This window comes from Stenotrophomonas sp. 610A2, from assembly GCF_030549615.1.
In the GTDB taxonomy this organism is placed as follows: domain Bacteria; phylum Pseudomonadota; class Gammaproteobacteria; order Xanthomonadales; family Xanthomonadaceae; genus Stenotrophomonas; species Stenotrophomonas pigmentata.
This window is the reverse complement of the sequence record NZ_CP130832.1, coordinates 4,072,093-4,099,044: the sequence shown is the minus strand read 5'-3', so window position 1 is coordinate 4,099,044 and position 26,952 is coordinate 4,072,093. Positions and strand designations below refer to the sequence as shown.

General features: G+C 64.1%; 25 protein-coding genes. 16 read left to right on the top strand and 9 right to left on the bottom strand.

Annotated features, from left to right (window positions below; translation table 11 throughout):
- Positions 1–38: 38 nt before the first annotated feature.
- Positions 39–764 (top strand): hypothetical protein, encoded by a 726-nt coding sequence (locus Q5Z11_RS18180; RefSeq protein ID WP_303747701.1) that lies wholly within the window; start codon positions 39–41, stop codon positions 762–764.
- 221 nt (positions 765–985) lie between these two features.
- On the opposite strand, the gene Q5Z11_RS18175 is transcribed toward Q5Z11_RS18180, so the two are convergent.
- Positions 986–1,333 (bottom strand): YciI family protein, encoded by a 348-nt coding sequence (locus tag Q5Z11_RS18175; protein ID WP_303747700.1) that lies wholly within the window; start codon positions 1,331–1,333, stop codon positions 986–988.
- A gap of 167 nt (positions 1,334–1,500) precedes the next feature.
- Between Q5Z11_RS18175 and Q5Z11_RS18170 the strand changes: the two genes are divergently transcribed.
- The 10 genes from Q5Z11_RS18170 (at position 1,501) to Q5Z11_RS18125 (ending at position 11,510) form a co-directional block, all read left to right on the top strand.
- On the top strand, positions 1,501–1,932 hold the full coding sequence (locus Q5Z11_RS18170; protein ID WP_303747699.1) for a YciI family protein: 432 nt from the start codon (positions 1,501–1,503) through the stop codon (positions 1,930–1,932).
- Between the two features lie 29 nt (positions 1,933–1,961).
- On the top strand, positions 1,962–2,399 hold the full coding sequence (locus Q5Z11_RS18165; protein WP_303747698.1) for a VOC family protein: 438 nt from the start codon (positions 1,962–1,964) through the stop codon (positions 2,397–2,399).
- Positions 2,396–2,809, top strand: coding sequence for a VOC family protein (locus Q5Z11_RS18160; RefSeq protein ID WP_303750084.1), 414 nt, complete (start codon positions 2,396–2,398; stop codon positions 2,807–2,809). Before Q5Z11_RS18165 ends, Q5Z11_RS18160 begins: the two co-directional genes overlap by 4 nt.
- A gap of 13 nt (positions 2,810–2,822) precedes the next feature.
- The gene (locus tag Q5Z11_RS18155) at positions 2,823–3,179 is read left to right on the top strand and encodes a DUF1428 domain-containing protein (RefSeq protein ID WP_303747697.1); all 357 of its coding nucleotides are present in this window, start codon (positions 2,823–2,825) and stop codon (positions 3,177–3,179) included.
- Between the two features lie 186 nt (positions 3,180–3,365).
- Complete coding sequence (locus Q5Z11_RS18150) at positions 3,366–4,616, top strand: RNA polymerase sigma factor (RefSeq protein WP_303747696.1); 1,251 nt, start codon at positions 3,366–3,368, stop codon at positions 4,614–4,616.
- 65 nt (positions 4,617–4,681) lie between these two features.
- Positions 4,682–6,331, top strand: a complete 1,650-nt coding sequence (locus tag Q5Z11_RS18145; RefSeq protein ID WP_303747695.1) for a M28 family metallopeptidase — start codon at positions 4,682–4,684, stop codon at positions 6,329–6,331.
- 460 nt (positions 6,332–6,791) lie between these two features.
- Positions 6,792–8,765 (top strand): WD40 repeat domain-containing protein, encoded by a 1,974-nt coding sequence (locus tag Q5Z11_RS18140; RefSeq protein WP_303747694.1) that lies wholly within the window; start codon positions 6,792–6,794, stop codon positions 8,763–8,765.
- A 284-nt stretch (positions 8,766–9,049) separates the two neighbouring features.
- Entirely contained in the window at positions 9,050–10,390 is a 1,341-nt protein-coding gene (locus Q5Z11_RS18135) for a histidine kinase (RefSeq protein ID WP_303747693.1), read from the top strand.
- A complete protein-coding gene (locus Q5Z11_RS18130; protein WP_303747692.1) occupies positions 10,380–11,153 on the top strand; it encodes a LytR/AlgR family response regulator transcription factor in 774 nt (257 codons plus the stop codon). Before Q5Z11_RS18135 ends, Q5Z11_RS18130 begins: the two co-directional genes overlap by 11 nt.
- 27 nt (positions 11,154–11,180) lie before the next feature.
- A complete protein-coding gene (locus tag Q5Z11_RS18125; protein ID WP_303747691.1) occupies positions 11,181–11,510 on the top strand; it encodes a hypothetical protein in 330 nt (109 codons plus the stop codon).
- Between the two features lie 136 nt (positions 11,511–11,646).
- On the opposite strand, the gene Q5Z11_RS18120 is transcribed toward Q5Z11_RS18125, so the two are convergent.
- A complete protein-coding gene (locus Q5Z11_RS18120; protein WP_303747690.1) occupies positions 11,647–12,249 on the bottom strand; it encodes a hypothetical protein in 603 nt (200 codons plus the stop codon).
- A 331-nt stretch (positions 12,250–12,580) separates the two neighbouring features.
- Between Q5Z11_RS18120 and Q5Z11_RS18115 the strand changes: the two genes are divergently transcribed.
- On the top strand, positions 12,581–13,507 hold the full coding sequence (locus tag Q5Z11_RS18115) for an oxygenase MpaB family protein (protein WP_303747689.1): 927 nt from the start codon (positions 12,581–12,583) through the stop codon (positions 13,505–13,507).
- Between the two features lie 269 nt (positions 13,508–13,776).
- Here the strand turns inward: Q5Z11_RS18115 and Q5Z11_RS18110 are convergent, their stop codons facing one another.
- Positions 13,777–15,882: a M13 family metallopeptidase gene (locus tag Q5Z11_RS18110; RefSeq protein ID WP_303747688.1), complete on the bottom strand. Its 2,106-nt coding sequence runs from the start codon at positions 15,880–15,882 to the stop codon at positions 13,777–13,779.
- Positions 15,883–16,203: 321 nt separating this feature from the next.
- On the opposite strand from Q5Z11_RS18110, the gene Q5Z11_RS18105 reads away from it, so the two are divergent.
- Positions 16,204–19,149 carry a bifunctional diguanylate cyclase/phosphodiesterase gene (locus Q5Z11_RS18105; RefSeq protein ID WP_303747686.1) on the top strand — a complete coding sequence of 982 codons (2,946 nt, stop codon included), beginning with the start codon at positions 16,204–16,206 and terminating at the stop codon, positions 19,147–19,149.
- On the opposite strand, the gene Q5Z11_RS18100 is transcribed toward Q5Z11_RS18105, so the two are convergent.
- Positions 19,141–20,043: a LysR family transcriptional regulator gene (locus tag Q5Z11_RS18100; protein ID WP_303747685.1), complete on the bottom strand. Its 903-nt coding sequence runs from the start codon at positions 20,041–20,043 to the stop codon at positions 19,141–19,143. The genes Q5Z11_RS18105 and Q5Z11_RS18100 overlap by 9 nt on opposite strands.
- A 101-nt stretch (positions 20,044–20,144) precedes the next feature.
- Between Q5Z11_RS18100 and Q5Z11_RS18095 the strand changes: the two genes are divergently transcribed.
- Both Q5Z11_RS18095 and Q5Z11_RS18090 read left to right on the top strand, forming a co-directional pair.
- Positions 20,145–20,939, top strand: coding sequence for a DODA-type extradiol aromatic ring-opening family dioxygenase (locus Q5Z11_RS18095; RefSeq protein ID WP_303747684.1), 795 nt, complete (start codon positions 20,145–20,147; stop codon positions 20,937–20,939).
- Between the two features lie 253 nt (positions 20,940–21,192).
- A complete protein-coding gene (locus Q5Z11_RS18090; protein ID WP_303747683.1) occupies positions 21,193–22,836 on the top strand; it encodes a Na+/H+ antiporter in 1,644 nt (547 codons plus the stop codon).
- A 153-nt stretch (positions 22,837–22,989) separates the two neighbouring features.
- Here Q5Z11_RS18090 and Q5Z11_RS18085 read toward each other — a convergent pair whose 3' ends face one another.
- Entirely contained in the window at positions 22,990–23,238 is a 249-nt protein-coding gene (locus tag Q5Z11_RS18085) for a DUF3297 family protein (RefSeq protein ID WP_303747682.1), read from the bottom strand.
- Positions 23,239–23,367: 129 nt separating this feature from the next.
- Here Q5Z11_RS18085 and Q5Z11_RS18080 point away from each other — a divergent pair, with 129 nt between their 5' ends.
- Positions 23,368–23,910 carry a DUF6630 family protein gene (locus tag Q5Z11_RS18080; RefSeq protein WP_303747681.1) on the top strand — a complete coding sequence of 181 codons (543 nt, stop codon included), beginning with the start codon at positions 23,368–23,370 and terminating at the stop codon, positions 23,908–23,910.
- 143 nt (positions 23,911–24,053) lie between these two features.
- Here Q5Z11_RS18080 and Q5Z11_RS18075 read toward each other — a convergent pair whose 3' ends face one another.
- The 4 genes from Q5Z11_RS18075 to motA form a co-directional block, all read right to left on the bottom strand.
- Complete coding sequence (locus tag Q5Z11_RS18075; RefSeq protein WP_303747680.1) at positions 24,054–24,329, bottom strand: DUF4031 domain-containing protein; 276 nt, start codon at positions 24,327–24,329, stop codon at positions 24,054–24,056.
- A gap of 14 nt (positions 24,330–24,343) precedes the next feature.
- Positions 24,344–24,814 carry a hypothetical protein gene (locus Q5Z11_RS18070; RefSeq protein WP_303747678.1) on the bottom strand — a complete coding sequence of 157 codons (471 nt, stop codon included), beginning with the start codon at positions 24,812–24,814 and terminating at the stop codon, positions 24,344–24,346.
- A gap of 235 nt (positions 24,815–25,049) precedes the next feature.
- Positions 25,050–25,985: a flagellar motor protein MotB gene (gene motB, locus Q5Z11_RS18065; RefSeq protein WP_303747677.1), complete on the bottom strand. Its 936-nt coding sequence runs from the start codon at positions 25,983–25,985 to the stop codon at positions 25,050–25,052.
- 10 nt (positions 25,986–25,995) lie between these two features.
- The gene (gene motA / locus Q5Z11_RS18060) at positions 25,996–26,850 is read right to left on the bottom strand and encodes a flagellar motor stator protein MotA (protein ID WP_303747676.1); all 855 of its coding nucleotides are present in this window, start codon (positions 26,848–26,850) and stop codon (positions 25,996–25,998) included.
- Positions 26,851–26,952: the final 102 nt, after the last annotated feature.

Here is a 26,952-nt window from a genome sequence, read left to right as displayed (position 1 = left end):
AGTACATCCCTTCCAGCTGAAAAATGGAGGTTATGGCAATGCGCAACCATTCTTTTGCTCTATCTGCGCTGCTGGTGTGCATTCCAATGCTCTCCGCTCAAGCGGACGAGGTGGGGGCAGCATCAGGACAGCAACCCACTCAACTGGTTTGCAACACTGGTGTCAGTAAAGCCTTGCCGGGGGACTACAACTTCTGTCTCGCACAAAAGTACTGGGATTCTGGCCGCTATGAATCTGCCCGCCAAATGCTGGAGTTGTCGGCTGGCTGGGGGAACAAAGCCGCCCAGCGAGCCTTGGGCGTGGCTTACTTCAATGGTGACGGACTAGCGCGGGACAAGTCGCTCGGTTTGGCGTGGTTGGCTCTGGCTGCAGAGAGAAAAGAAGCCCAGGCAGCTACCCTCTACAACTCGGCACTTGATCAATCGACCGAGGAAGAGCGGCGAGCTGGCGCACTGATCTTGGCCGAGCTCGGAAGCCGTTATTCGGATGATGTCGCAGCCCTACGGGCTGAAAGCCGGTTCGAGCGATCGCTTCGTGCAATGACCAGCAATCCTGTATATGGGAGGGGGCAATGTCTTCCAGGTGCTGGCGGACTACCTGTTGCTGCAGCTTTCAATCAGTTTGTTGACGGACATGGTGGCTGCACCATGGCATCGGATGATCGCTTCTTGGCAGCATTGGAAAAACGGTACGAAGTTTACTCGGGCGGTTGGAGCAAGAAGCATGTTGAGTTGGGGGCTCCGGAATCGATGCCGGTAAGATGATGAAGTTGGGGCGGGCGCGGGCACAAGCAGAAGATTCGAAGTACTGCTATATCCGACGCATCCACTAAGCGAAGAAGCCGATATCCTTCGTATCGGCTTCTTCAGTATTCGCAGTTCGACTCATCTCAACGGAATCAATGCTTTTGCTCGAGTCCTGTTGCTTGTGAGTCAGCGAGTTCGCGCATAAGGTGCAGGGATTTGAGGTAAAAGCCATTAGGCTGCTACGTCTGATCCACCGCCCGCACCTCGATGCTGCCGTACGCCGCCCACGGGAATTGCCGCGCGATGCGCATGGCCTCGGCGGCGTCAGCTGCTTCGATCAGGTTGAAGCCGGCCAGGATTTCGCGGGTCTCCGCGAAGGGGCCATCGATGATCCGTGACTGGCCCTTGCGGCTGCGCAGGGTCTGAGCGGTGGTTGGTGGCTGCAGGCGTTGCGACATCAACAGTGTGCCCTGCGTCTGCAGGGCATCGGCATGTTGCAGGCAGCCACGCATCAGCGCGTCGTAGTCGTCGGCAGGTACGGTCTGCAGCAGTTGCGGGTCGATGTAGATCAGCAGCAGGAATTTCATGGTGGGACGTTCTCGTGCGCGGGAAGCGCAGATCATGTCGCATGAAACCTGCTGCAGTGCCGCATTAATCCGTTCATAAAAATCGGGCGCGAGCTTGTCGAGGTTGCCTGCCGTGCTTCGTCGTACCTGATGTGTAGCGGGCATGCCGCCTGCAACGGAGAACGGCGATGAAAGTGATGGTGCTGGTGAAAGCGACCCCCGAGACCGAGGCCGGGGTGATGCCCACGCAGGCGGAGATCGCGGCGATGGGGGCCTTCAATGAAGAACTGGTCAAGGCCGGGATCATGCTGGCTGGCGAGGGTTTGAAGCCCACTTCGCAGGCCGCGCGCGTGCGCTTTGCCGCTGAAGGACGCAGCGTCATCGATGGCCCATTTACTGAGACCCGTGAGCTGGTGGCCGGCTTCTGGCTGTGGCAGGTGCGCTCGCTGGACGAGGCGGTGGAGTGGCTCAAGCGTGCCCCGTTCACCCCGACCAACGGCAGTGCGGTGGAAGTGGAGATCCGCCCGTTCTTCGAAGCTGAAGATTTCGGCGCGGCCTTCACTCCGGAATTGCAGGCGCAGGAGCAGCGTTTACGCGAGCAGATCGAGCGCAACAACTGAACCCAACCCCGAGCAGCAGGAGCAGGACAATGAAATTGATTCCGTTTTTGGGCTTCAACGGCCAGACCCACGAGGCGATGGCGTTCTACGCCAAGGCCTTGGGTGGCACGGTTGTATCGGAAATGAAGTACAGCGACATGCCGCCCAGTCCCGACATGGATGCGGAGGGCTGCGGCGGCTTCATGCCGCAAGCGGATCAGGTTGCGCACTGCCAGGTTGAAGCCGGCGGCGCAACGTTGATGGCCGCCGATGGTCCGCAAGCTGATGGCAGCTGTGCCACCACCATCAATGTCGACGTGGACAGCATCGAGGAAGCCGAGCGCGTGTTCGCAGCCCTTGCCGAAGGTGGGCAGGTGCAGATGGCCTTGGCTGAGACCTTCTGGGCGCACCGCTGGGGCATGTTGCTTGACCGCTACGGCAAGCCGTGGATGGTCAACTGCATGAAGCCGATGCCGGCGGAGGGCTGAGCATGGGCAACCCGCAGATGATCTTCGTCAATCTCGCCGTTCGTGACCTGCAGGCGTCCAGGACGTTCTTTGCTGCGCTGGACTACAGCTTCAACCCGCAGTTCAGCGATGACAACGCGGCCTGCATGGTGATCAGCGACAGCATCTTCGTGATGCTGCTGGTGGAGCCGTTCTTCCAGACCTTCACCAACAAACCGCTGACTGATGCGCGCAAGCAGACCGAGGTGATCACCTGCTTGTCGGCCGTGAGTCGGCAGGCGGTGGATGAGCTTGTGGACAAGGCCCTGGCCGCCGGTGGCAGCGAGCCGATGCCGGCGCGCGACTACGGTTTCATGTATCAGCGCGGCTTCCAGGACCTCGATGGCCACCTGTGGGAAGTCGCCCATATGGATGGCGAGCCGGGCCAATAACCAGGAGACGATCATGGCTTACGTGGACGGATATGTGTTGCCGGTACCCAGCGCCAAACTCGATGACTACAAGCGCATCGCACGCAAGGCCGGCAAGGTGTGGAAAGAACACGGTGCATTGGCGTACGTCGAGGCGGTAGCAGAGGACGTGAAGCCAGGCAAACGCACCTCGTTTCCGCAGGCGGTGAAGCTGAAGGAGGACGAGGTGGTGGTGTTCGCCTATGTGCTGTTCCGCTCGCGCGCCCACCGCGACAAGGTCAATGCCAAGGCTATGGCCGATCCACGCCTGGCCGGGATGGGACCGAAGGACATGCCCTTCGATGGCAAGCGCATGTTCTGGGGCGGGTTCAAGCCGTTCGTGCAGTTGTGATGCTCCGCTCCCTCCCTTGCGCCGTAGGCGGAGGGGAGGGCTGGGGAGGGGGTGGTTTTTGTTTAGGGCCCCGGTGATGGAAGTTTCCTTGATCGTATGCATCATCAGCTTCGCGGCAGACGCTGCTTCTACAAAGCTGCACTCCGCACTTGCGGCAGTCGCACCGCAATGCTCTGATCGCGCCCTATGAGCGATCCACAACTGCAACGACTGCTCGACACGCTTTGGCGCATGGAATCGCCGCGCTTGGTAGCGCGCTTGGCACGCATGCTCGGCGATCTCGACAGCGCCGAGGAACTTGCCCAGGACGCCCTGGTTGCGGCATTGGAGCATTGGCCAAAACAAGGAATCCCCGACAATCCCGCCGCCTGGCTGATGGCCACCGCACAGCGACGCGCCATCGACCGGCTGCGGCAACGGCGTCTGCATGCGCAGCGGCAGGCGCAGGTCATTGATGAATTACAGGACTACGCCATGGGTGCGGACCAGTCCGATCATCTGGATGACATCGGTGACGACCTGTTGCGGCTGGTTTTCGTCGCCTGCCATCCGGAGCTCCCTGCCGATGCGCGGGTCGCACTGACCCTGCGCCTGCTGTGCGGCTTGAGCACCACCGAGATCGCACGTGCCTATCTGGTTCCAGAGCCCACCATCGCCCAGCGCATCGTCCGCGCCAAGCGTCTGCTGGCCGAACGCAAGGTGCCGTTCGAAGTGCCGCGCCTGCAGGAGCTGTCCGCACGCTTGCAGTCGGTGCTGGACGTGGTCTATCTGGTGTTCAACGAGGGCTACGCGGCCAGCAGCGGCGAGGACTGGATGCGGCCGGCGCTATGCGAAGAGGCGCTGCGGCTGTGCAGGGTGCTGACCGGATTGATGCCCAATACGGTACCGGTGCTTGGCCTGCTGGCTTTGATGGAGCTGCAGGCCTCGCGGCTGCGTGCGCGGACCGCTGTCGATGGTTCGGCTGTGTTGCTGCTGGAGCAGGACCGAAGCCGCTGGGACTGGTTGCAGATCGGGCGCGGCCAGGCTGCATTGGATCAGGCGTTGAAAATGGGTGGTGCCGATGACGCCTACGTACTGCAGGCCAGCATCGCTGCCTGCCATGCGCGCGCCAGACTGGCCGAGCAGACCGATTGGCAGGCCATCGCCGTGCTGTATGCGCGCCTGGCCGAAGTGATGCCCTCACCTGTGGTTGAGCTCAATCGGGTGGTGGCGGTGGCGCAGGCCCACGGCGCGTTGCCGGCCTGGAGCTTGTTGCAAGCGTTGATCGATGACCCGCAGCTGCAAGGCTACGCGCCGTTGCAGGCTGTGCGCGGTGACCTGCTGGCGCGGCTGGGGCGTGCCGATGAGGCACGCCAGGCGTTCGAACAGGCCGCGGCGCTGAGCAGCAATGCGCGCGAACGCGAGGCGCTGCTGGGCCGCGCGGCAACCCTGCAATAAGACACTGCGCAATGGCGTGCTGGGCTGGCTACACTCCGGGGGTTGCCTTACCACTGGAGTACAGCGTGAAACGAGTCGTAATCAGCCTGTTGGCGATGTCGGTATCCACGGCCTTGATGGCTGCCCCACCCAAGTTCGATGGTGCCCGAATCTCGGCCGACGTCCGCGAGCTCGCCTCCGACGCCTATGAGGGGCGCTCCCCGGCCACTGCCGGCGAGGAGAAGACCATCGCCTTCCTGAGCAAGCAGTTCGCCGCTGCCGGCATGCAGCCGGGCGGTGACCTGCAGGACGGCAAGCGCCTGTGGACCCAGGCGGTGCCGCTGCTGAAGGGCGACATCGTTGGCAAGCCGGTGCTGTCTTTGAGCAGTCAGGGCAAGCCGCAGACGCTGACCCAGGGTCAGGAAATCGCCGTTCGCGCGGCCATGAACGGCGCCAACGCGGTGGATATCAGCAATGCGCCGTTGGTGTTCCTCGGCTATGGCGTCAAGGCGCCGGAGCGCAACTGGGACGACTTCAAGGGCTTGGACCTGAAGGGCAAGATCGCCGTGGTGCTGATCAACGACCCGGATTTCGAGACCGGCGCCGGTGATTTCGACGGCAAGGGCATGACCTATTACGGCCGCTGGACCTACAAGTACGAAGAAGGTGCGCGCCAGGGCGCAGCCGGCGTACTGATCGTCCACGAAACCGCACCGGCGTCCTATGGCTGGGCGACGGTGGCCGGCTCCAATACCAACACCATGTTCGACGTGGTCCGGCAGAACCCGGCCGAGGCGCACCCTGCGCTGGAAGGCTGGATCCAGCGCGACCTGGCGGTGGAGCTGTTCAAGCGTGCCGGACTGGATTTCGAAGCACTGAAGAAGCGGGCGCAGTCGCGTGACTTCCAGCCGGTGGAGCTGAAGGGTGAAACCTTCTCGGCCAGCTACCAGGTCAAGAACGAAGTCATCACCTCGCACAACGTGGTTGCGCGCCTGGAAGGCAGCACCTACCCGGATGAAACCGTCATCTATTCCGGGCACTGGGATCACATTGGCGTTGGTGAAGCGGACGCACGTGGCGACCGCATCTTCAACGGCGCGATGGACAATGCTTCCGGCACCGCGGCGCTGGTCGAGCTGGCGCGTGGTTTCGCCACCCAGCCCAGGCCGCAGCGCTCGGTGCTGTTCCTGGCGGTCACTGCCGAAGAAAAGGGCCTGCTGGGCTCGGAGTATTACGCCAGCAACCCGTTGTACCCGCTGGCCAAGACGGTTGCGGTGATCAACATGGACGGCATGTCGCCGTACAGCCCGTCGCGTGACTTCGGTATCTATGGCACGGCCAAGGTCGAGCTGCTGGACCAGCTCAAGGACGTGGCCAAGGGCTGGGACATCCGTTACACCCCGGACACCAAGCCGGAAGCCGGCCTGTTCTTCCGCTCCGATCACTTCCCGTTCGCCAAGCGCGGCGTGCCGGCCTTGTCGTATGGCGCGGGTCAGGACTGGATCGACGGCGGCGTCGCCGCTGGCAAGAAGGCTTCCGACGAGTACACCGCCAAGCGCTACCACCAGCAGGGCGACGAATGGCAGGCCGACTGGACCTTCGCCGGTGCCGCGCGTGACCTGGAAGTGCTCTATACCCTGGGCGAGAAGCTGGCCAACTCGCGTGACTGGCCGAACTGGAGCCCGGAAGAGAGTTTCCGCGCGACACGTGATGCGAGTGCGGCTGAGCGTAAGTAAAGCTTGATGCTCCAGGCTCTTGAAGCTCTTGAAGCCCCTCTCCCGTTCACGGGAGAGGGGTTGGGGTGAGGGCAGCTTTTGCAGTAGAGCGCAGCCATGCTGCGTTTAGGGCGTTACCAGTAAGGCCTCTGCCGAGCATGGCTCGGCACTACAGGCTTCGAAGCCCCTCTCCCGTTCACGGGGTGAGAGGGGCAGGGTGCGAACCACAGGTTCGCTGCCCGTCGAACGCCCTTGCGCCAGCGCAAGGGCCGGGGCGCGGAGCGGGGGTTGGGGTGAGGGCAGCTTTTGCTTTGGAGCGCAGCGATCCTGCGCTTGAGGCTCTACCGGTGAAGCCCCAGCCGAGCATGGCTCGGCACTACAAGCCCCTCTCCCTCCGGGAGAGGGGTTGGGGTGAGGGCAGGGGCCCCCTAAATACATACAGCCCCCAAGAATCCGGTCACAGCACCATCAAGGAAGACCCATGACAAACACCAGCGCCTGCGGCGCGATCCTGTGCCTGGTTGGCATCACCTCCTCGTTGTGGGCCTCTGCCGCGCCTTTGCCGGCAAACTGGCAGATGTTGCCGACCGCGCAGCAGGAGCCAGAGAAAGGCCTGCCTTCGGCCCTGCAGGCGCCGCTGCTGGCAAAGAACCAGCGCCCGCTGCAGCAGGTCGAGCTGCTGGTGGCTTTGCCGTTCGATCAAGTGCTGCCGGTGGTACAAGCCAGCTTGGCACCGGTGGGCAAGTTCAACGCACCGGTGCAACGTACCCGCGTGGCCTATATGGATCACGGCTGGGGCAATGTGCTGATCGCGCGCCGTCCTGAACTGAAGGCCGAGTTCATCCGTCGCTACCGCATGCCGGCATTGCGTACGGCGGTGGAGCAGGGCGCATTGCTTGCTGAAGAACTGCCGCTACGCGAGCAGCGCCTGCAGCGTGACCCCACGGTCGATGCGATGAGCGACAAGCTGGCCGAACTGCAGGGCAGCTTCGCCAGCTGGCAGGCCAGTACCGAGCAGAAACATGGCGTACTCGGCCGTGCCAAAAGCACGGTTGAAGTGCGGGTGATGCAGGTCGACGAAGCGCTGGGCAAACCGGCAACGGCAATCAGCTTGAGCCGAACCGACGACTGGCCCAACCCGAACGGTGGCATCGTCGACCAGCTGCGCGAGTTCAATGTGATGGGCGGTGGGCCCTCGCCACGCCTGAGCCGACGCCGCGTGCCGGAGGCGGTGTTCACGCCGGTTTATGACGCGGTGCGCGCGCTGCCAGGTGCAGCCCTGCAGATCGGAGTCAGTGCCAGTGATTGGCAGCTGCCGGCGCAGGCAGACAGTCGTATCGTCGAACCGAGCTTGACGGTGCCGGGCGGCAACAAGGATGCGCCCGCAGCGCAACGCCTGCTGCCCTTCGGCAGTGGTGACTACTACGACATGCGGCCGCTGGCCGATGGCAGCGTACTCCTGCTCAGCAGCTATCCCGACGCCTTGTGGCGCTGGGCGCCGGGCATGGGCGACAAGCCGCAACGTCTGTGGCAAGCCAGTGCGGATGCCGGTCGCGCAGGCCTGAGCGTGGACCCGCAGGGCCGCACTGCCTGGCTGGCGGTACAGCAGCAGATCGTGGAGTACAGCCTGGACCAGCAACGTGCGCTGGCCCATCCGCTGCGCTGGGCAGCAGGTGTGCGTCAGCCGATCAGCGGCGGCTGGAAGTGGACGCATGACACGCAAGGCAGGCCGGTGCCCTACGACCACGCACTGGACGGCGGTGGTGTGATCCGTGATGTGCTGCGCGTGCTTGAGCCGCAGGCGACGCCGGCGGCCCAAGGCGAGCCATGGGTCTATGCGCTGCGCTTCGACGCGACACGACAGGGCGTGGTGGGCGGCTATCCGGGCAACTCGCTGGTCAAGCCGGTGCGCTGGGACGGGCCGGGGCAGGGCCTCTGGATCGAGGACCCGGCGGGCTTGACCGAACTCGATGGCGCGACCGGTAGCGTAAGTCGCGTGCTGGCCGTGCCGCGTCGCTTTGGCAAGGTCGATGGCAATGACGACACCGGTATGGCGCAGTGGGTGCCAGCGCCGCTGGGCTCGGCCAAAGGCGGTTGGGTTGCCGTCGGCTTCGTGCTGATGGAAGGCAACCGCCGCGATCCCGGTATGCATGTGGTGGATCTGGCCAGCGGCAAGCTCCGGTATTCGTTGGCGTTGCCGGGGCTGAACTCGTTGAATGCGGCAACGGCTTCGGCTGACGGGCGCCTGCTGGCCTTGGGCGGCAACGATGGCGGCACCCCGGTGCTGGCGGTGTGGGACCTTGAGTCGGGGCAGTCGCTGTCATTGAATCCCAGCCGCTCTGCTTGCTGGGACCTGCGCCAGCTGCATTGGGCGCCGCAGGGTGACGCGCTGATCGGGCTGTGTGGCGATGGTGTGGCGCGGTGGGTGTTGCCCAGCGAGTGGCGGTCGAGGTAGTGCCGAGCCATGCTCGGCAGGGGCTTTCCCGGTAAAGCCTCTTGCCGAGCGCGGCTCGGCACTGCATGGATCTATCGGTAGAGCCCCTTGCCGAGCATGGCTCGGCACTACATGGGTCTATCGGTAGAGCCCCCTTGCCGAGCATGGCTCGGCACTACAGTGGCCGCCGTTTTCCATCCCGCCCAATCCGGCTTTGATCGCCGTTTTCCCGGTTTCGTCGCAGGCCGCTTGCAGCTTGGCGGGCGGCGCCTATGCTCAGCCCCAATCCCTACGGTGACTGCCCCATGTTCGCCAGCCTCTTTCTCGGTTTCCGCATCCTCGCCGCCTGGGCGTTGACGATCCTCGTCGCCGCGTTCCTGTGGAGTGGCCTGTTCAGCGGCATGGACCAGTCGCCGGGTTGGATCTTCGGCCTGGCCGCGATGGCGCTGATGATATTCGCGCTGACCGCCGTGGTCGGTCATATCCGCCGCGTCACCCTGATCGCCGACCGGCTGGATTCGCAGAGTCTTGCCAATCGCCATCGCCGCCAGGTCGAGCTGCCACTGGATGCCCCTACCGCCTTCGCGCTGCTTGAGCAGGTGATCGGGCAGATGCCGCGCATCGAACAACTGGAGCGCTCGGTCGGCACCTTGCAGCTGCGCGCCACACAGCGCCGCGCCGATCCCTATGGTGAGCGTCCGCCGTCACGCTGGAACCCGATGGCGCGGCTGGCGATCAAGCACAACCAGATCACCGCCCGTGTGATTCCCGGCGCGGATACCAGTAGCGTCACCCTGTTCTTCGAGCCAGATGCCGGTGCTTGGGTGGACCTGTTGCTGCTCGATGAAGGCAGCAACTACGAGAATGCCGAGGCCGTCACCCATGCGCTCAGCGGCAAGGTCGCCCAGCAGCGCCGCGAAGAGCGCGAGCACGCGGCCCGCACCGAAGCCGAGAAGGAGCTCAGCGTGGCCCGGCTCAATCTGCTGCATGCGCAGGTGGAACCTCACTTCCTCTACAACACGCTGGCCAATGCACAGGTACTGACCCGCAGCGACCCGGCCCGCGCCGAGCAGATGCTTGGACACCTGATCCAATACCTGCGCAGTTCGCTGCCGGGCATCGACCAGTCGGTTTCCACGCTTGGCCAGGAGCTTGAGCGCGTGCGGGCCTATCTGGAGATCCTGCAGATCCGCATGGGCTCGCGACTCAGCTTGCAGATCGACGTGCCCGAACACCTGCACGGCGTCTGCCTGCCCTCGATGTCGCTGCAGACCCTGGTCGAGAACGCGATCAAGCATGGCCTGGAGCCCAAGAGCGGCGGTGGCACGGTGTGGATACTGGCGCGCGAACTGGATGGTCAGCTGACGATCACCGTCGCCGACGACGGCCAGGGCATCAGTACCGACAACAGTGGCACCGGCATCGGCCTGAAGAACCTGCGCGAGCGCCTGCGCCTGAGCTGTGGCGAACAGGCCACGCTTGCGCTGGTGTCCAACTTCCCCAGTGGCATGGCCGCCACCATCAGCCTGCCAAAACGCATTGCATCACCGCCGCCGGTAGTCGCCGCTGTACCGACAGCTGCACCGTTAAACAATGCGCCGTCGCAGACAACAGTGAATATCCCGGAGTTGCCCCGTGCATCTTGAAGCACTCATCGCCGAAGACGAACCGCTGCTGCGTGAGGCGCTGGTCGCCCAGCTGCAGCGCTTGTGGCCGGAGCTCGATATCGTCGCCGAATGCGAAGATGGTGCCGCCGCGCTGGAAGCACTGGAAACGCACAAGCCCGACCTGGCCTTCCTCGACATCCGCATGCCTGGCATCACCGGCCTGGATGTTGCCCGCGCGCTGCAGCAGCTGAGCCCATTGACCGAAGTGGTGTTCGTCACCGCCTACGATCAGTACGCGATCAGTGCGTTCGAGCAGGGTGCGATGGATTACCTGCTCAAGCCGGTCAGCGATGAGCGCCTGTTGGCCACCCGTCAGCGCGTACTGGCCAGGCGCCAGAGCGGCAATGCCGATCCGGGTGTACTGGAGCGCCTGCTGCAGCAGTTGGCGCGGCAACCCGCCGCGCCGTTGGCGGCACCACCGCTGGCCTGGATCACCGCCAGCAATGGCCGCGAAACCCGCCTGGTGATGTTGGACGAAGTGCTGTATTTCCGCGCCGACAGCAAATACACCGTAGTGGTCACCGCCGAGGAAGAACTGCTGCTGCGCAGCTCGCTGCGCGAACTGAGCGCCGCCCTGGATGCCAACAGCTTCCGCCAGATCCACCGCGCCACCATCGTCAACATGAAGGCGGTAGCGGCGGTGAGCCGCGATGACAGCGGCCGCGGCGTACTGCGGCTGAAACAGCGCAGTGAAACGCTGGTGGTCAGCCAACCCTTCATGAGTCTGTTCCGCGGCATGTGATGCCGCCAAGCTTGCCGGAGTATTGCCATGCATTACCTGACAGTTCTGATCGGCAGCCTGCTGTCGATGCTGGGCATCCATGAAACACCGGGGCAGACCTCGGTGACCCGCATCAGTGGCGAGCAGAGCCTGCTCAGCCGCACCACCGTGGTCAATGGTGTCAGTCGCTTCCAGTGCCTGCAGAGTGATAGTGGGCGCTGCAATTACCAGCTGTACCGCGAGCACTGCAGTGGCGCTACCGATGCGCAGCTTTGTCGCCGCGAGGCTCTGGGTGACTTTGTCGTCGTGGTTGGCTCCACCCGCCAGATGCACGGTCTGCCGGCTGGGTATTCGCAGCAGGTGACGTTGCGGAAATAGGCCCATCGCGGGATAGCGCGGTTCAAGTGGCCCGCATAAGTGCAGCGCACCTGGGACACGGGGGAAGAGGAAGCTTTACCGCGCAAAAAAAATCGCCGCGACCAAGCGCGGCGATCTCCCCCAAGCTCAGGCAGGTTCAGAACGCAGGCTGCAATCGCAGTCCATCATCACCAATGTGGTTGAGCTTGCCGACCAGTTCCGAATGCTGCCGCATGCGCCCGAGTTCACGCATGATGCGCACGTCTTCATGGCGCAGTTCGCGGGTGCTGGTGACGGCTTGCTTGTAATCCAGCACTTCCGGGTAGTGCTCGGCCATGTCCAGCGCTTCGGCCACTTCGTCCACGCTGTCGGCATCGGAGCTGATGCGGGCGCGGCTGTTGAAGGCCTTCATCCAGCGCTCGAAACCGGCGGTGTGGTCGAACATGTTGGCCATGAACCAGATCACGAACAGGATCGATACCCAGGAGCCGAGCACGATCACGATGCGGGTGAAGGTGATATGGAAATCATCGCGCCACAGGTAATTGGTGATCAGCCCCAGGATCAGCAGTGACGATGCCTGCCACAGCACGATCGAGGCCATCAGCCACTGGCACTTGGCCTTGGCCAGCACCGACACTTCCTCACGTATCTGCTGATCGCTCAGGTTTTTCCAATGATCGACCTGTTTCTCGAACGGGCTGTTGTACAGCTCGTTGTCTTGCAGCAGCAATCCCAAACCTTTGAACAGTGCGATCATGTTGAGCTCCTTGCAGATACTTGCTGGAACGAGCGACGGATGCAGGTTGGTGCGGTCAGGCAGGCTCAGTTCTAGCACTTTCGTCGTACTTGGCAATGGGGGCGGTGCGAAGAATCGAGCGGCACTGTTGGCCGCAACGCCGCGACAGCGTGGATTTTTTGCGCTGCGTCATCGTTCAAGCCGAAGGACGTTTCAGCTTTCGTGCAATTTCTTGCTGCATTTGCACATGGAGTGGCCGCAGCACCCCGCCGGCCTTGACGGCGGCTGTACGGCTGCCGGATCAGCGGTTCCGGCAAGCCAGCTGCGCAGCTGGACCGGTACGATAGGCGCCATGTCATCCCTGTTCAGCCCTGTCTCCGCCGCCGCCACCGCCCACATCCGTCGCTGGGTGCTGGACGCCTTTCCACGTAACCAGAACGGCGTGGAGTACGACGCGCCGCTGGGCGATCCGGGCTGGTTCGGGCCGGGCAGCGTCACCTGGCGCATTCATTCCGAGTTTCCCGGCATGTTGGCCGGCGGGCTGTGTGCGTTGATGTTGCAGTTGCTGCATCCACGCGCGCTGGCCGGCGTGTACGACCACTCCAACTTCCGCGAGGACCTGGTCGGGCGGTTGCGTCGCACCACCAGTTTTGTGGCAGGTACCAGCTATGCGCCAGCGGCCGAGGTCGAAAAGCTGATCGCCAAGGTGCGGCGTATCCATGCACAGGTAGTGGGCACGCTGCCGGATGGCCGTGGCTATGCCGCCGATGATCCGCAGCTGCTGACCTGGGTGCATGTCACCGAGGCCTATGGCTTCCTCGAAGGCTGCCGCCGTTACTGCCGTGAGGTGCCTGCTGCCATTGCTGATCGCTATTACGACGAGTACCGGCGCGTTGCCGAGGCCTTGGGCGCGCGCGATGTGCCGGCCAGCGAGGCACAGGTGCGCGAGTACTTCCAGGCGCAGCAGCCGCAGCTGAGCATGGATGAGCGCTCGCGTGAGGTGCTTGATGTGCTGAGTGAAGTGCGCTTGCCGGTACCGTTGCCGGGCGTGTCGCGCGATGTGTTTCTTGCTGCCGGTGCGGCTTTGTTGCCGGAATGGGCGGTGCAGTTGCTTGGCCGCAGTCGTGGCCAGCAGCTGCAGTCGGTGGTTGCGGCGCGCGTACTGCGCAGCGTGGCACCGTTGTTCCGGATTGCCTTGAATGACGGCATTTCGACGCGTGCCTGCAAGCGGGTAGGGCAGGAGCCTGCGGTGCTTTTGCGGTGGCCGGAGCCCGCTTGAAAATGCCCCCTCCCGAACCCTCCCCTTCGCAGCGCGAAAGGGAGGGCGCGTAGTGCCGAGCCATGCTCGGCAGGGGTGTTACCTGCGAAGGGCGCCCCTCACCCCAACCCCTCTCCCGTAAACGGGAGAGGGGCTAGAACTGTAGTGCCGAGCCATGCTCGGCAGGGGCTTTATCGGGAACGCCCCTTGCCGAGCATGGCTCGGCACTGCCGCCAGCAGCTACCCCTCCCCAACCCTCCCCTTCGCTGCGCGAAAGGGAGGGGGGGCAATTACCAGACCTTGACCCGCTTCTCAGGTGCCAGATACAGCTTCTGGCCTTCCTTCACCTCGAACGCCGGGTACCACGCATCCACGTTGCGCACGGTCAATGCACGGAACTGGCCCGGTGCATGCACATTGGTCAGCAGTGAATTGCGCAGCGCCTGCTCACGTGCCTTGCTGCGCCAGGCCTGGGCAAAGCCAAGGAAGAAGCGCTGGTCCGGCGTGAAGCCTTCCAGCGTCTGCTCCTGCTTGCCCTGTAGCGACAACCGATACGCGTCGTAAGCAGTACCAAGACCAGCGACGTCGGCGATGTTCTCGCCCAGCGTCAGGCGGCCATTGACGTGCACGCCGGGGAACGGCTCGTAGCTGTCGAACTGCATCGCCAGCGCGTCGCCGGCGGCATTGAATTTCTTCAGATCCTCCGCCGTCCACCAGTTGTGCAGCTTGCCGGTTTCATCGAACAGCGCGCCTGCATTATCGAAGCCGTGGCTGATCTCATGGCCGATCACCGCACCGATGGCGCCGTAGTTGATCGCATCATCAGCGGCACCATCGAAGAACGGCGGTTGCAGGATTGCCGCCGGGAACACCAGGCGGTTTTCCAGCGGCACGTTCATCGCGTTGATGGTCTGCGGCAGCATCGCCCATTCGCTGTGGTCGACCGGCTGGCCGAGCTTGGCGATGTTGCGCTGGTATTCGAACAACGAGGCGCGTTCGGCATTGCCCAGCGCATCGTCACGCTTCACTTCCAACGCGCTGTAGTCACGCCACTTGCTCGGGTAACCCATGTCCACCTTGAGCCCGGCGACCTTGGCCTTGGCGTGCGCCTTGGTTTCCGGCGACATCCATTCCAGCGCGTCGATGCGCTTGGCGAAGGCGGCGATGATGTTCTTGGCCATCTCGTCGGCACGCGCCTTGGTATTGGCGTCGAAGTGGCGCTCGACGTAGATCTTGCCGACCGCCTCGCCGATCGCGCCATTGGTGTCGGCGACCGCGCGCTTCCAGCGATCGCTCTGCTGCGGCGTGCCGCTCATGGTGGTGCCGTGGAAGGCGAAGCTGGCATCGGCGAAAGCCTTCGGCAGGTAGGCAGCGGCCTCATCCAGCGCGTGGAACGCCATGTAGTCCTTCCATACATCCAGCGGCTCGCTGGCGACCAGCTTGGACAGGCCGGCTACTGCCTTGGGCTGCCAGACGATGAAATCCTGCTGCGCGCTGAGCTTGGCACCGTCCAGGAAGGCATTCCAATCCATGCCCGGTGCCTTGCCGGCCAGATCGGTCTGCTTCCAGGCGTTGGCGCCCTTCTGCACGTCGTTGGTTTCTTCCTGGGTAGCGTGGGCACGGGCGATCTTGGTTTCCAGCGCGACGATGCGCGCCGCCTTGGCAGCCGCGTCCTTGTCGCCGGACAGCTCAAGCAGCTTGGCCACATAGGCCTGGTAGGCGCCACGCAGCTCGGCCATGCGGCCGTCCTGCAGGTAGAAATCGCGGTCCGGCATGCCAAGGCCACCCTGCACCAAGTAGGGCGCGTTGCGGTCCGGCTGCAGCAGATCCACCGACACCCAGACGCCGAACAGGTGCGGGGTATAGAAGTTGGTGGCATTGAGCAGGTCGACGTCGGCGCGCATGCTGGCGCCCAGCGCCTTTGCCAATGCTGGCTTGTCGGCGATGCCGGCAATAGCCTGCAGGGCAGGCTGTACCGGGGCGATGCCGCGCGCTTCGATGCCTGCTTCGTCCATGAACGCGGCGTAATAGTCACCGATCTTGCGGACTTCACCAGCGTCGGCCTTGCCGGCTTCCTCCATGATCGCGCGGGTATCGGCCAGTGTTTTCTCGGCGATCACATTGAAGCTGCCATAGTTGGAACGGTCAGCGGGAATCTCGGTGCGCTGCACCCACTGGCCATTGGCAAAGTCAAAGAAGTTGTCACCGGCGGCGATGCTGCGGTCCATGCCGTCGGCATCAAAGCCAAAGCTGCCCAACTGTGGTTTGGCTGCAGTGGCGGCAGGTTTGGAAGTTGCGCTGGTATCAGCGGCAGGCGCGCTTGCATCTTTGGCGCAGCCGCTGAGCGTGAGCGCGGCGCCGATTGCCAGTACCAGGAGAGAACGTTGCAAAGCCATGACGGTATCCAGAGGATGGGTATGACAAGTCTAGACCTCCAACCGCGTTCACAAAGATATCGATTCTGGCACTTGACGGATGTGCACAAGTGCGGGGAATGCGAGAAAATTGGTCACGCACTCTTCACGCCGACGGTGGTTCTGCTGCATGCTTGAGCGAACGCGCTGCAGATGATGTCTGGGGAGACATCGGCAGCGTTGAGTATGTGGTGTTCGCATGCAGCCGCTGCAGGTCCCCACCTGCCGGTTCCTAGTTGTAGTGATGCCAGGACCAACATACGCAATGCCAGTTGACCATCTACCGATACGTTGGGCCCAGCGGTGACTCGGACGCCTGCGCATCCATTGCGGGTCATGATCATCGCCGGCATCGCGGTGGCGTTGCTGTTGGCGGGTGGCTTGATCAGCATGCTGTGGAACGACCGCAACAGTCGGCTCGAGGCCGCGCAGCGGCAGTCGACGGCCTTGGCCAGTGGCAGCAACCGCCTGCTGCGCGCGCAGCTGGTGACCTGGGAACGCGCCTTGCGCGGTACTGCAAGCGATACCCGGGAGTTCTATCGACAGGTGCCTGATCAGGCACCTGCCTTGTTTGAGGCCAGCCTGCGCGGCGTGCTGGAGCGCAACCAGGACCTGGCGTCCATCACCTTGGTGGATGATCACGGCGCGCCGCTGTCGGCCGGCGAGGGCGACCCGACCTTGCAGAACTGGGTGCTTCCGGAAAACCGCCTGCTCAATGGTGGCCTCTATCTCGGTGCCCTGGAGCAGATGCCGGACAAGCATTGGGTACTGCGCTCGGCCTTGCAGGTGCAGCCGGGCCAGTGGTTGCTGACGCGGGTGCGGCTGGGCGCGTTCCAGGAGGTGGTCAGTGGCCTGGACCTCGGTCGCGACGGTACCGCCTCGATTGGTAACCGCTATGGCCAGCTGCTGGCCCACAGCCGCGACCCGGGCCGCTTGGTTGGCAATGCCCTACCGCGGCCGATGCGGGTACTGCCGCCATCGCCAACGGTGCTGGAGCAGGGGGTGGTGACCAGTCCGTACGACGGTGAGCGTCGTATCGCCGCGGTCAGCGTGCCGATGGACTACCCGCTCAGCCTGTACGCGGCGCTGTCCTACCGCGAGGTGATGGCAGGCTGGTACTTGCTGCTATATGCGTCGATCGGCATCTATCTGCTGTATCTGATTGGCTTCGGCTACCTGCTGTACCGGGTTGACCGCAGCACTCGCCACCAGCGCCAGCTCAGCGAAGAGCTGCAGGCGGGCAATGCCGAGCTTGCGCTTGCGCATGAAGTAGGCAAGGTCGGTACCTGGTCGATCCACGGTGAAAGGCCGATCGTGTATTGGTCGGCGCTGACCCAGCAGATGTTGAACCTGCCCGGGCGCAGCACCTCGCTGGATGGTTTCCTGGAACGGGTACACGAGGAAGACCGCGACTGGCTCAAGGACATGTTGACGCGGGCGCTGGCAGGCAAGGGCGCCTTGAACGCGATGTTCCGCGTGCGCGGCGGCGATGGCTCGCTGCGCTGGCTGTCCGCACGCGGTGAGCTTGTCGACGATGTCGGCGAGCGCAAGCGCCTGGCTGGCGCGGTGGTGGATATCAGCGAGCGGGTCACTACCGAGGCGCGCGCGCAGGAAGCACAGCGCCAGTTCCGGCTGGTGTTTGACCGTAATCCGGCACCGTTCTGGATCTTCGATCTGGTCACGCTGCGCTTCCTTGAAGTGAACCAGGCAGCGATCGACCAGTACGGCTACAGCCGCGAGGAATTCCTGTCGATGTCGATCCTGGACATCCGTCCGGCGGCGGAATGGGATGAGATCCGCCAGAGCGCCGGGCGTGCCCTGAGCGGTGAACTGCTGGGCCTGCAGGTCAGCACCCACCTGCGCAAGGACGGCAGTGCCTTCCATGTGCAGGGGCACTTTGCCAAGCTGGAATTTGCCAGCCGCAATGCCTGCCTGGTACTGGCCGAGGACGTCAGCCAGCGCCTGCGCTATGAGAACGAGCTGGCCTACCGCGCCAGCCACCATGCCGGCACCGGCCTGCTCACCGTGCGTGCCTTGTCCGAACGTCTGGATGCAGGCAGCCGCGGCTACACCATCGCCCACGTGCAGTTGCGCGGCCTGCAGATGATCACCGATACCCTCGGCCGTGATGCCGGCGAGGAAGCGCTGCGCGCGGTGTCGGTGCGGTTGGGCGGGCTCGCCGCGCGCTACGGTCTGCTGGCGCACCAGCCGGCCGAGGACTTCGTGCTGGCCATCGAGGGCGAGCGTGATCCGCAGCTGGCGCTGGATGCGCTGATGGCCGCGGTGGCCGAGCCGATCCGTGGCCGTGACACCTACCACCAGCTGGAAGCGCGCATCGGCGTGGCCAGTTGCCCGCTGGATGGCGAACTGGCCGAACAGGTACTCGGCCGTGCCGCACAGGCGGCGCATGCCGCGCGCGAGACCGGCACTGCCTTGCAGCACTTCAATACCGGCATGGCGGCGCATTACACCGAGCGCCTGCAGTTGGCCGGGCGCATCCATATCGCAATTGATCGTGGCGAATTCCTGCTGCACTTCCAGCCCATCCTGGATGCCTCCGAGGGCAGCCCGGTGGCGTTGGAGGCCCTGCTGCGCTGGCCGCAGGCCGATGGCAGCTTCATCCCGCCGGCCGATTTCATCCAGCTGTGCGAAGACACCGGCCTGATCATCGCGCTCGGCCGCTGGGTCATACACGCTGCCGCACGCGCGCAGCAGCAGTTGTCCGCGGCCGGCTGGCAGCACCTGCCGATCGCGGTGAACGTGTCGGCGGTGCAGTTGTTCAACAGTGATCTGGTCGGCGAGTTCAGCCGTGCCATGCAGGACCATGGCCTGGCCCGCGGTGCATTGCAGATGGAGCTCACGGAGAGCGTGCTGATGCGCAATCCAACCCAGGCACTGCAAACGCTGGGGCACCTGCATGCCAATGGTGTGGGTGTGGCGCTGGATGACTTCGGTACCGGCTTCTCAAGCATGTCCTACCTGCAGCATCTGCCGCTGGATTCGCTGAAGATCGACCGTGGCTTCGTCAGTGACGTTGAAAGCAATCCGCGCAACGCTGCCATCTGCCGCGCGCTGCTGTCACTTGGCCACAGTATGGGCCTGTCGGTGATCGCCGAAGGTGTGGAGACCGATGGTCAGCGGCGCTGGTTGGCTGCGCATGGCTGCGACCAGGTGCAGGGTTTCCTGCTGGGCCGGCCGATGCCGCTGGAACAGGTGCTGACAATGCTGGAAGACAGCCGCTCACGCTGAGCGGGCGGCGTCTTCGTCCAGGCATTCGACCAGATAGTCGATGAAGCTGCGCACTTTGGGCGCCAGATGGCTGCGGCTGGTATAGACCGCATAGATGCCGATCGGCGGTACTTCCCACTGCGGCAGCACCGGTACCAGGCGGCCATCGGCAAGCGCCTGGCCGATGATGAAATCGGGCTGGGCAATGATGCCCATGCCGGCAATCGCAGCCTCGCGCAGCACCTCGCCATTGTTGGCGCGCAGGTGCGGTTGCACGGGGATGCTGACCTCACCCTCGGGCCCAAGCAGCTGCAGTGCCTCGCCGGCGGCGGAGTAGGTGTAGGCCAGGCATTCGTGCGTGGCCAGATCCTGTGGAGTAGCTGGCGTGCCGCGTCGGGCCAGGTAGGAGGGCGCCGCACACAGGCGGATGTGGACCTGGCCCAGGTGCCGGGCAATCAGGTTGGGCGCAGGCTGGCGGATGATGCGGATGGCCAGGTCATAGCCTTCCTCGACCATGTCGACCAAGCGGTCCGACAGCTGCAGGTCCAGCTCCACCTGCGGATAGCGCGCGCTGTAAGCCGGCAGCAGCGCACCCAGCCGGGCGATGCCGTAGCTGACCGGCGCGTTGATTCGCAGCCGTCCGGACGGCTGCAGCGCCTGCGCGCCGACCGAGGCTTCCAGTTCATCGAATTCGGCCAGCAGCTGGATACAGCGCTGGTAATAGGCGGCGCCGGTGCTGGTCGGGCTGACCCGGCGGGTGGTGCGGTTGAGCAGGCGGGTGGACAGGCGCTTCTCCAGCGCGGCGACCTGGCGGGTAACGGCGGCGGTGGAGATGTCCAGGGCGTCGGCGGCGGCACTGAAGCCATTGCGCTCGACCACCGTGACAAACACCCGCATGGCATCGATGGTGTCCATTGTTCCCGTTTCCGCAATAAAACGTTGCCGTCGAGATTATTTGTTGCCGGGGCTCCCGGCAATAACCTGTGCACTCTCCAAACCCCGTCAGGGAGTTCACGATGAGCAGCAGGCTGCCTTCCCTCTACATCTCGCATGGTTCACCGATGACCGCCCTGCAGCCGGGGCTGGTTGGCCCGCGCCTGGCCGAACTGGCTGCCGGGATGCAGCGGCCGCGGGCCATCGTCATGGCCTCGGCGCACTGGCTGGGGCGTACGCCACGGGTGTCGGCGGCGGCACAGCCGGAAACCATCCATGATTTCGGTGGTTTCCCGGACGAGTTGTATCAGCTGCAATACCCGGCACCGGGTGCCCCGGCGTTGGCCCAGGAGGTTGCCCAGCGGCTGGCCGAAGCCGGCCTGCAGCCGGGCATCGACCCGCAGCGCGGGCTCGATCATGGCGCCTGGGTGCCGCTGCGCTATCTCTATCCGCAGGCCGATATCCCGGTGTTGCAGGTGTCGATCCAGCCGTCGCTTGGGCCAGCGCACCAGTTTGCGATGGGCCGCGCCTTGGCGCCGCTGCGCGAGCAGGGCGTGCTGCTGGTCGGCTCGGGCAGCATCACCCACAACCTGCACGAATGGCGTAATTACCAGGACGGCAAGGAGGCGGCTTATGTGCGTCCCTTCATCCAGTGGGTGGAACAGAAGCTGGAGGCCAATGATGTGCCGGCCATGCTCGACTACCGCCGGCAGGCGCCATTCGCGGCGCAGGCGCACCCCACCGACGAGCATCTACTGCCGTTGTATTTCGCGATGGGCGCGGCCGGCAGCGACCAGCTCGGCGCGCAGCGGATTGATGCCGGTATCGACATGGGCTTCCTGGCCATGGACATCTACCGCTTTGATGGCGAGGCGTGATTGAAGGCTGCGGGTGACAGGTCGGCGTGCAGCGCAGGAACCCGCGCTGCACGCTGAGTGATTTCGCGCGGACGGAGTGCGCGTGGATGCTGCCGAAACAGTGGATGTGCTGGTTCCAGTGGCGCGCTTGCGGGCAGTGATCGAACACATCGACAACTGCATTGCCTGATTGCTGTGGTAATTTCCAAGGTATTCATCCGCCACTGCCAGTGTCGGCAGCCTGCTGCCGCGGTAGTGAATCCGTGGAACGGGCATGCACACGATTGAAGTAGTTCTGGCGATGCTGGTGGCGGTTGTCGCCAGTGGCTATCTGGTAAGAATCCTCCCCTTCTCATTGCCGTTGCCGCTGGTGCAGATCGGCCTGGGTGCGCTGATCGCTGGCGTGTTCAATCGCGGCCATGCGCTTGAGCCGGACATGTTCTTCCTGCTGTTCCTGCCACCGCTGCTGTTCCTCGACGGTTGGCGTATTCCCAAGCAGGGCCTGTTCCGTGACAAGGGCGCGATCCTGGAGTTGGCGTTCGGGCTGGTGGTGTTCACCGTGATCGGTGCCGGCCTGCTGATCCACTGGATGATTCCGTCGATGCCGTTGGCGGTGGCATTCGCGTTGGCGGCGATCATCTCGCCGACCGATCCGGTGGCGGTCGGCGCCATCGCTTCGCGCGTGCCGATTCCCAAGCGGCTGATGCACATCCTGGAAGGCGAGTCGCTGTTGAACGACGCCTCCGGCCTGGTCTGTTTCCGCTTCGCGGTGGCGGCGGTGATGACCGGTTCGTTCTCGTTGGCAGAGGCCTCGCTGACCTTCCTGTGGGTGGCGTTCGCTGGCCTGGCGATTGGCGTGGCGGTGACCTGGAGCGTGTCCACCTTCCAGCGCTGGTTGTGGCGCAGCTTCGGTGAGGAGCCGGGCGCGGCGCTGCTGGTCAACCTGTTGATCCCGTTTGCCGCCTACCTGCTGGCGGAAGAACTGCATGCATCGGGCATCCTCGCCGCGGTGGCCGCGGGCGTGACCATGAGTTACGTGGAGTTGACCGGCCGCATCAGCGGCAGCATGCGCGTGCAGCGCAATGCGGTCTGGAACATGGTGCAGTTCAGCTTCAACGGCATCATCTTCGTGCTGCTGGGCGAACAGTTGCCGGGCATTGTCGAGCGCGCGATCGAGACCATGTCGGAGACCGGCCATCACAGTGCGTGGTGGCTGCTGGTCTATGTGCTGGCGATCAATGCCGTGCTGGTGGTGCTGCGCCTGGCCTGGGTGTGGCTGTCGCTGCGTTGGAACCTGCTGCGGGCGCGGATGCGTGGCGAAAAAGAGGCCAGCACGCCTTGGCGGGTGGTGTTGGCGATGTCGGTGGCCGGCGTGCGTGGTGCGATCACCTTGGCCGGCGTGCTGACCCTGCCCTTGATGGTGCCTGGCGGCGAGCCGTTCCCGGCCCGCGATCTGGTGATCTTCCTTGCCGCAGCGGTGATCCTGGTATCGCTGGTCGGCGCCAGCCTGATGCTGCCGCGGCTGCTCAAGGGCCTGGAGCTGCCCAAGGACGACGACAGCCGGCGCGAGGAAGACCTGGCCCGCAGGGCCTCGTCCAAGGCTGCCCTGGCGGCGGTGGAGAAGGCGCGCCAGGCCTTGGTGGAAGGCCAGTCCACCGGTGCCGTGCAGCTGCTGAACGATGCTGCGGCGCGGGTGAGCCTGCTGTACCAGCGCAATCTGGAGAAAGGGCAGGGCCCGGATGAAGACCCGGAAAAGGTGCGACGCATGGAACAGGCCTATCGCAGCCTGCGTTCGGCCGGCTTGAACGCCGAGCGCGAGGAGCTGTTCCGGCTGACCCGGCGCGGGCAGGTATCCGATGAGATCGCGCGCAAGATGATCCGCAATCTGGATCTGCTGGAGACGCGGCAGCGGGATTGAGGGTGGTTTTGGGGTTCTTTAGCTAGGAGCTTCCCCTCACCCCAACCCCTCTCCCGCAGGCGGGAGAGGGGCTTTCAGAGCGCAAGCCATCCCGCTTTAGCCCCTCTCCCGCGTGCGGGAGAGGGGTTGGGGTGAGGGTAGGCTCTTAAGCTCTTAAACGTTCTTCAACTCAAGAAAATACGGCTCAACCGAACCCTTGATCTTCAAGGTCATCGGGTTGCCGCGGCGGTCGCGGGCCTTGCCGGCCTGTACGCGGATCCAGCCTTCCTGCACGGAATACTCTTCCACGTCATCACGCTCGATGCCGTTGAAACGCACGCCGACGCCGCGCTGCAGCGCTTCGGCATTGTGGAACGGGCTCTGCGGGTTGACCGCCAGATGATCGGGAGGGGTATCGCTCATATCAATGCTTCAGTGAAGGCCACCGTGGCCCTCTTCGGGGCGCAAGGATAACCGCTGTGGCGTGCCAAGGCTTTCGCTGGCACGCTGCTGGCGGCAGAATGCGCGGCATTACGTAGTGGAAACCGCCTCATGCCTGACAACAGCGCCGATTACGAAGACTCTGACGAACTGCAACCGGACTTCGACGAAGACGACCATCCGGCGCGGGTCTGGAACCTGCTGTGGCTGATCAATCCCGGTGACGAGGACGCAGCGCTGCAGCAGTTCGATGCCTGGCGCGAGGCGCGCGCGGGTAACGAGGAAGACGCCACCGACGAGCAATGGCTGTGGGACCTGAAGGATGCCATCGACTGGCGTTCAGGTTTCTACGTGGACTGGAAGGACACCGATTCCTTCGTCGCCGCACTGGACGAAATGGCAGCGCGCTGGAACCTGGATATCGCCTGGGGCGGTGACTTCGACGACGAAGACTTCACCGACGACCTCGACGTACCCACCCTGATGACCACCGCCCATGACCGCCTGCGCGAGCACGGTTACACGGTCTGGAACTGGAATACCGGTGGCGACGCCTACGCCGGTTGGGTGGCACTGAGCCGCGACGATGAAGCGATGCTGGCGTTGTGCTCGTTGCTGGGTGTGGAAGTGCGCCCGGGCAGCGACCCGTTCTGAGCCCGCAGCAACGCAACGGTAGTGCCGAGCCATGCTCGGCAAGGGGCTCTACCGATAGACCAACATGTAGTGCCGAGCCATGCTCGGCAGGGCTTTACCGGTGAAGCTTCTGCCGAGCATGGCTCGGCACTACGGTGCATCTATCAGGGCTGGTACAACGCCCGTGCATTGGCAATCACCCGGCGCATCTGCGCGCGATCGGTGTGCCGCGATATCGCCTGCGCACCCAGCGCAATCGCCTGCTCACGCAACGGGGCAGGCACATCGTAGTGCACGCCGCTGGGGCGGTTCTGGAAAGCCCTGCGCGGAATCCCGAGCTGCTGCGCCAAAGCATGCAGCTCGGGCAAGGTGTCGGCCATCAGATGCGCCCAACGCTCGCCGCGCCAGGGATGTACCGCATCGTCGATATAAACCGTCACGTCCGGGCTTGGGCTCAGGCCTTGGACTTGTCGTCGTCGGCCGGCACTTCTTCGGCAATCGCGACAACGTCATCAGCAGCCGCTTCGGCAGCTTCTTCGCCTTCGACGCCTTCGAACTCGGCAACCAGGCCGGCCAGGTAATCGTCGGCGGTCTTGCCTTCGTCGGCGGCCAGGTCGTCGATCATCTGCTGCAGTGCTGCGGAATACTCCAGCGTGACCTTGCGGCCTTCCTTCTCCTGCACATTGGCCAGGTGCTTGAGCATGGCCAGCATCGGCACGGGGTTGTCGGCATTGCCCATGGTCTGGCCACCGATGGCCAGCAGCCATTCGGTGCCCTGCAGGCCGATGGCGGCCACGACCTGGCCTTCTTCGTTGACCAGGACGGCGTGGTTCTGGACCGGCTGCTGGGCGTTCAGGCGGGCGAACGGGCGGCGCGGGGCCTGCTTCTTGCGCTTGTCGCGCTTGGCTTTGGAGAGCTTGGACATGAGGTTCGGCTGATTGAAAACGATGCCTATTGTAGGCGCCAAGCCGGTTTGGCGTTTGATCAGTCGAAGCTTACCCCTCCCCAACCGACCCCTTCGCTGTGCGAAAGGGTGGGGGCAGAAGCCTGGCGACGGCAGGATTTCGGCAGATTGTAGAAACAGCCCCCTCCCTTTGCCGCAGGCAAGGGGAGGGTTGGGTAGGGGTAAGGCCGTCAGCTCGCAGCGACAAACACCGCCCTCAATCCGCCACTGTCGGCACCACATCTATCGCCACGGCAGCGTTCGGCGGTGGCAAGGCCAGCGTCGCGGTCTCGTTGAGCGCGGCGGCTTCGGCTTCCTTGGTCATCACCACGATGCTGATGCGGCGGTTGATCGGGTTCTGCGGGTTGGCCTTGTCAAACAGTGCTGACGACGCCAGTCCGACCACGCGTGCGACCTTCACTTCCTCCATGCCGCCCTCCAGCAAGGTGCGGCGCGCCGCGTTGGCACGGTCCGCACTAAGCTCCCAGTTGCCGTAGCCCAGCTGGGTGGAATAGGCGGTGGTGTCGGTGTGGCCGGTGAGGCTGATGTGGTTGGGCACCTGGTTGATGAAGTGCGACAGCTCCAGCAGGATCGTCTTGGTGTACGGCATCAGGCGCGCACTGCCGAGGTCGAACATTGGCCGGTTCTGCTTGTCCACGATCTGGATGCGCAGGCCTTCCGGGGTGATGTCCAGCAGCAGCTGGTCCTTGAACGGCTCCAGCGCCTGGCTCTTGCTGATCGCTTCCTGCAGCTCCTGCTTCAGTGCTTCCAGCCGCTGCTTGTCGCGTTCGCGTTCCTGCACCGGCGTCGGCACCGCTTCCTGACGGTTCTGGAAGGGATCGTTGCTGTTGCCGCGCGACACGTCGGTGGCACCGCCCAGCTTGATCATCGAGGTGCTGGCGCCGCCAGGCCCGGCCATGCCTGGTGCTGGGGTACTGCTGCTGCCGGCCAGCGGGCTGGGGTTGCGGAAATATTCGGAGATCGCCGCGCGCTCGGGCTTGGTGGTGGCTGCCATCAGCCACAACACCAGGAAGAAGGCCATCATCGCAGTGACGAAGTCGGCGTAGGCCACCTTCCACGAACCGCCGTGGTGGCCGCCGCCCTGGACTTTTTTCACCCGGCGAACGATTACCGTGGGCTTGGTCTCGGTCATGGCACGCGCCTTACTTGACCGACTTCAGGTGCTGTTCGAACTCGCTGAAGCCCGGACGCAGCGCCGACGGCACGGTCTTGCGGGCGAACTCAAGCGCGATCTTCGGGTTGTAGCCACGCAGGCAGGCCAGCAGCGCAGTCTTCACCGATTCGTAGATGCGTGCGTCCTGCTCGGCGCGGGCTTCCACCGCCGCCGCCAGCGGGCCGATGAAGCCATAGCCGAGCAGAATGCCGAGGAAGGTGCCGACCAGGGCACCAGCCACGTGCGCGCCGACTTCCTTGATGTCGCCGCCGATCGCGCCCATGGTGATGACGATGCCCAGCACCGCCGCGACGATACCGAAGCCAGGCAGGCCGTCGGCGACCTTGTTGAGTACGTGCGCAGGTTCCAGCGCCTCGTGGTGGTGCTTTTCCAGCTCCAGCTCGAGCAGCGGTTCCAGCTCATGCGGCTCGATGTTGGAGCCGATCATCAGCCGCAGGCAGTCGGTGATGAAGTCCAGCAGGTGGTGGTCGGACTGCACTTTCGGGTAGTTGGCGAACACCGCGCTTTCCTGCGGATTCTCGACGTGTTCTTCCAGCGCCATGAAGCCTTCGCGGCGCGCCTTGTTGAGCAGTTCGTAGAGCAGGCTGAGCACGTCCAGATAGTCCTGGCGCTTGTACTGCGGGCCTTTGAACACGCTGACGGTTGCGCGCAGGGTCTGCTTGACGGTCTTGAGTGGCGTGGCGATCAGGAACGCACCCAGCGCAGCGCCGCCGATGATGACCAGTTCGTAGGGCTGCCAGAGCGCGGCCAGACGGCCATGCGCACCGACGTAGCCGCCCAGGACAGCGAAGATGACAACGAGCAGGCCAACGATGATGAGCATGGGAGCAGACAACGGATGGGGATATCCCGTTGTCGGCCGTCAGCGGAAAATCTGTAGAGCCGGGCGGCTCCTGTAGTGCCGAGCCATGCTCGGCTGAGGCTT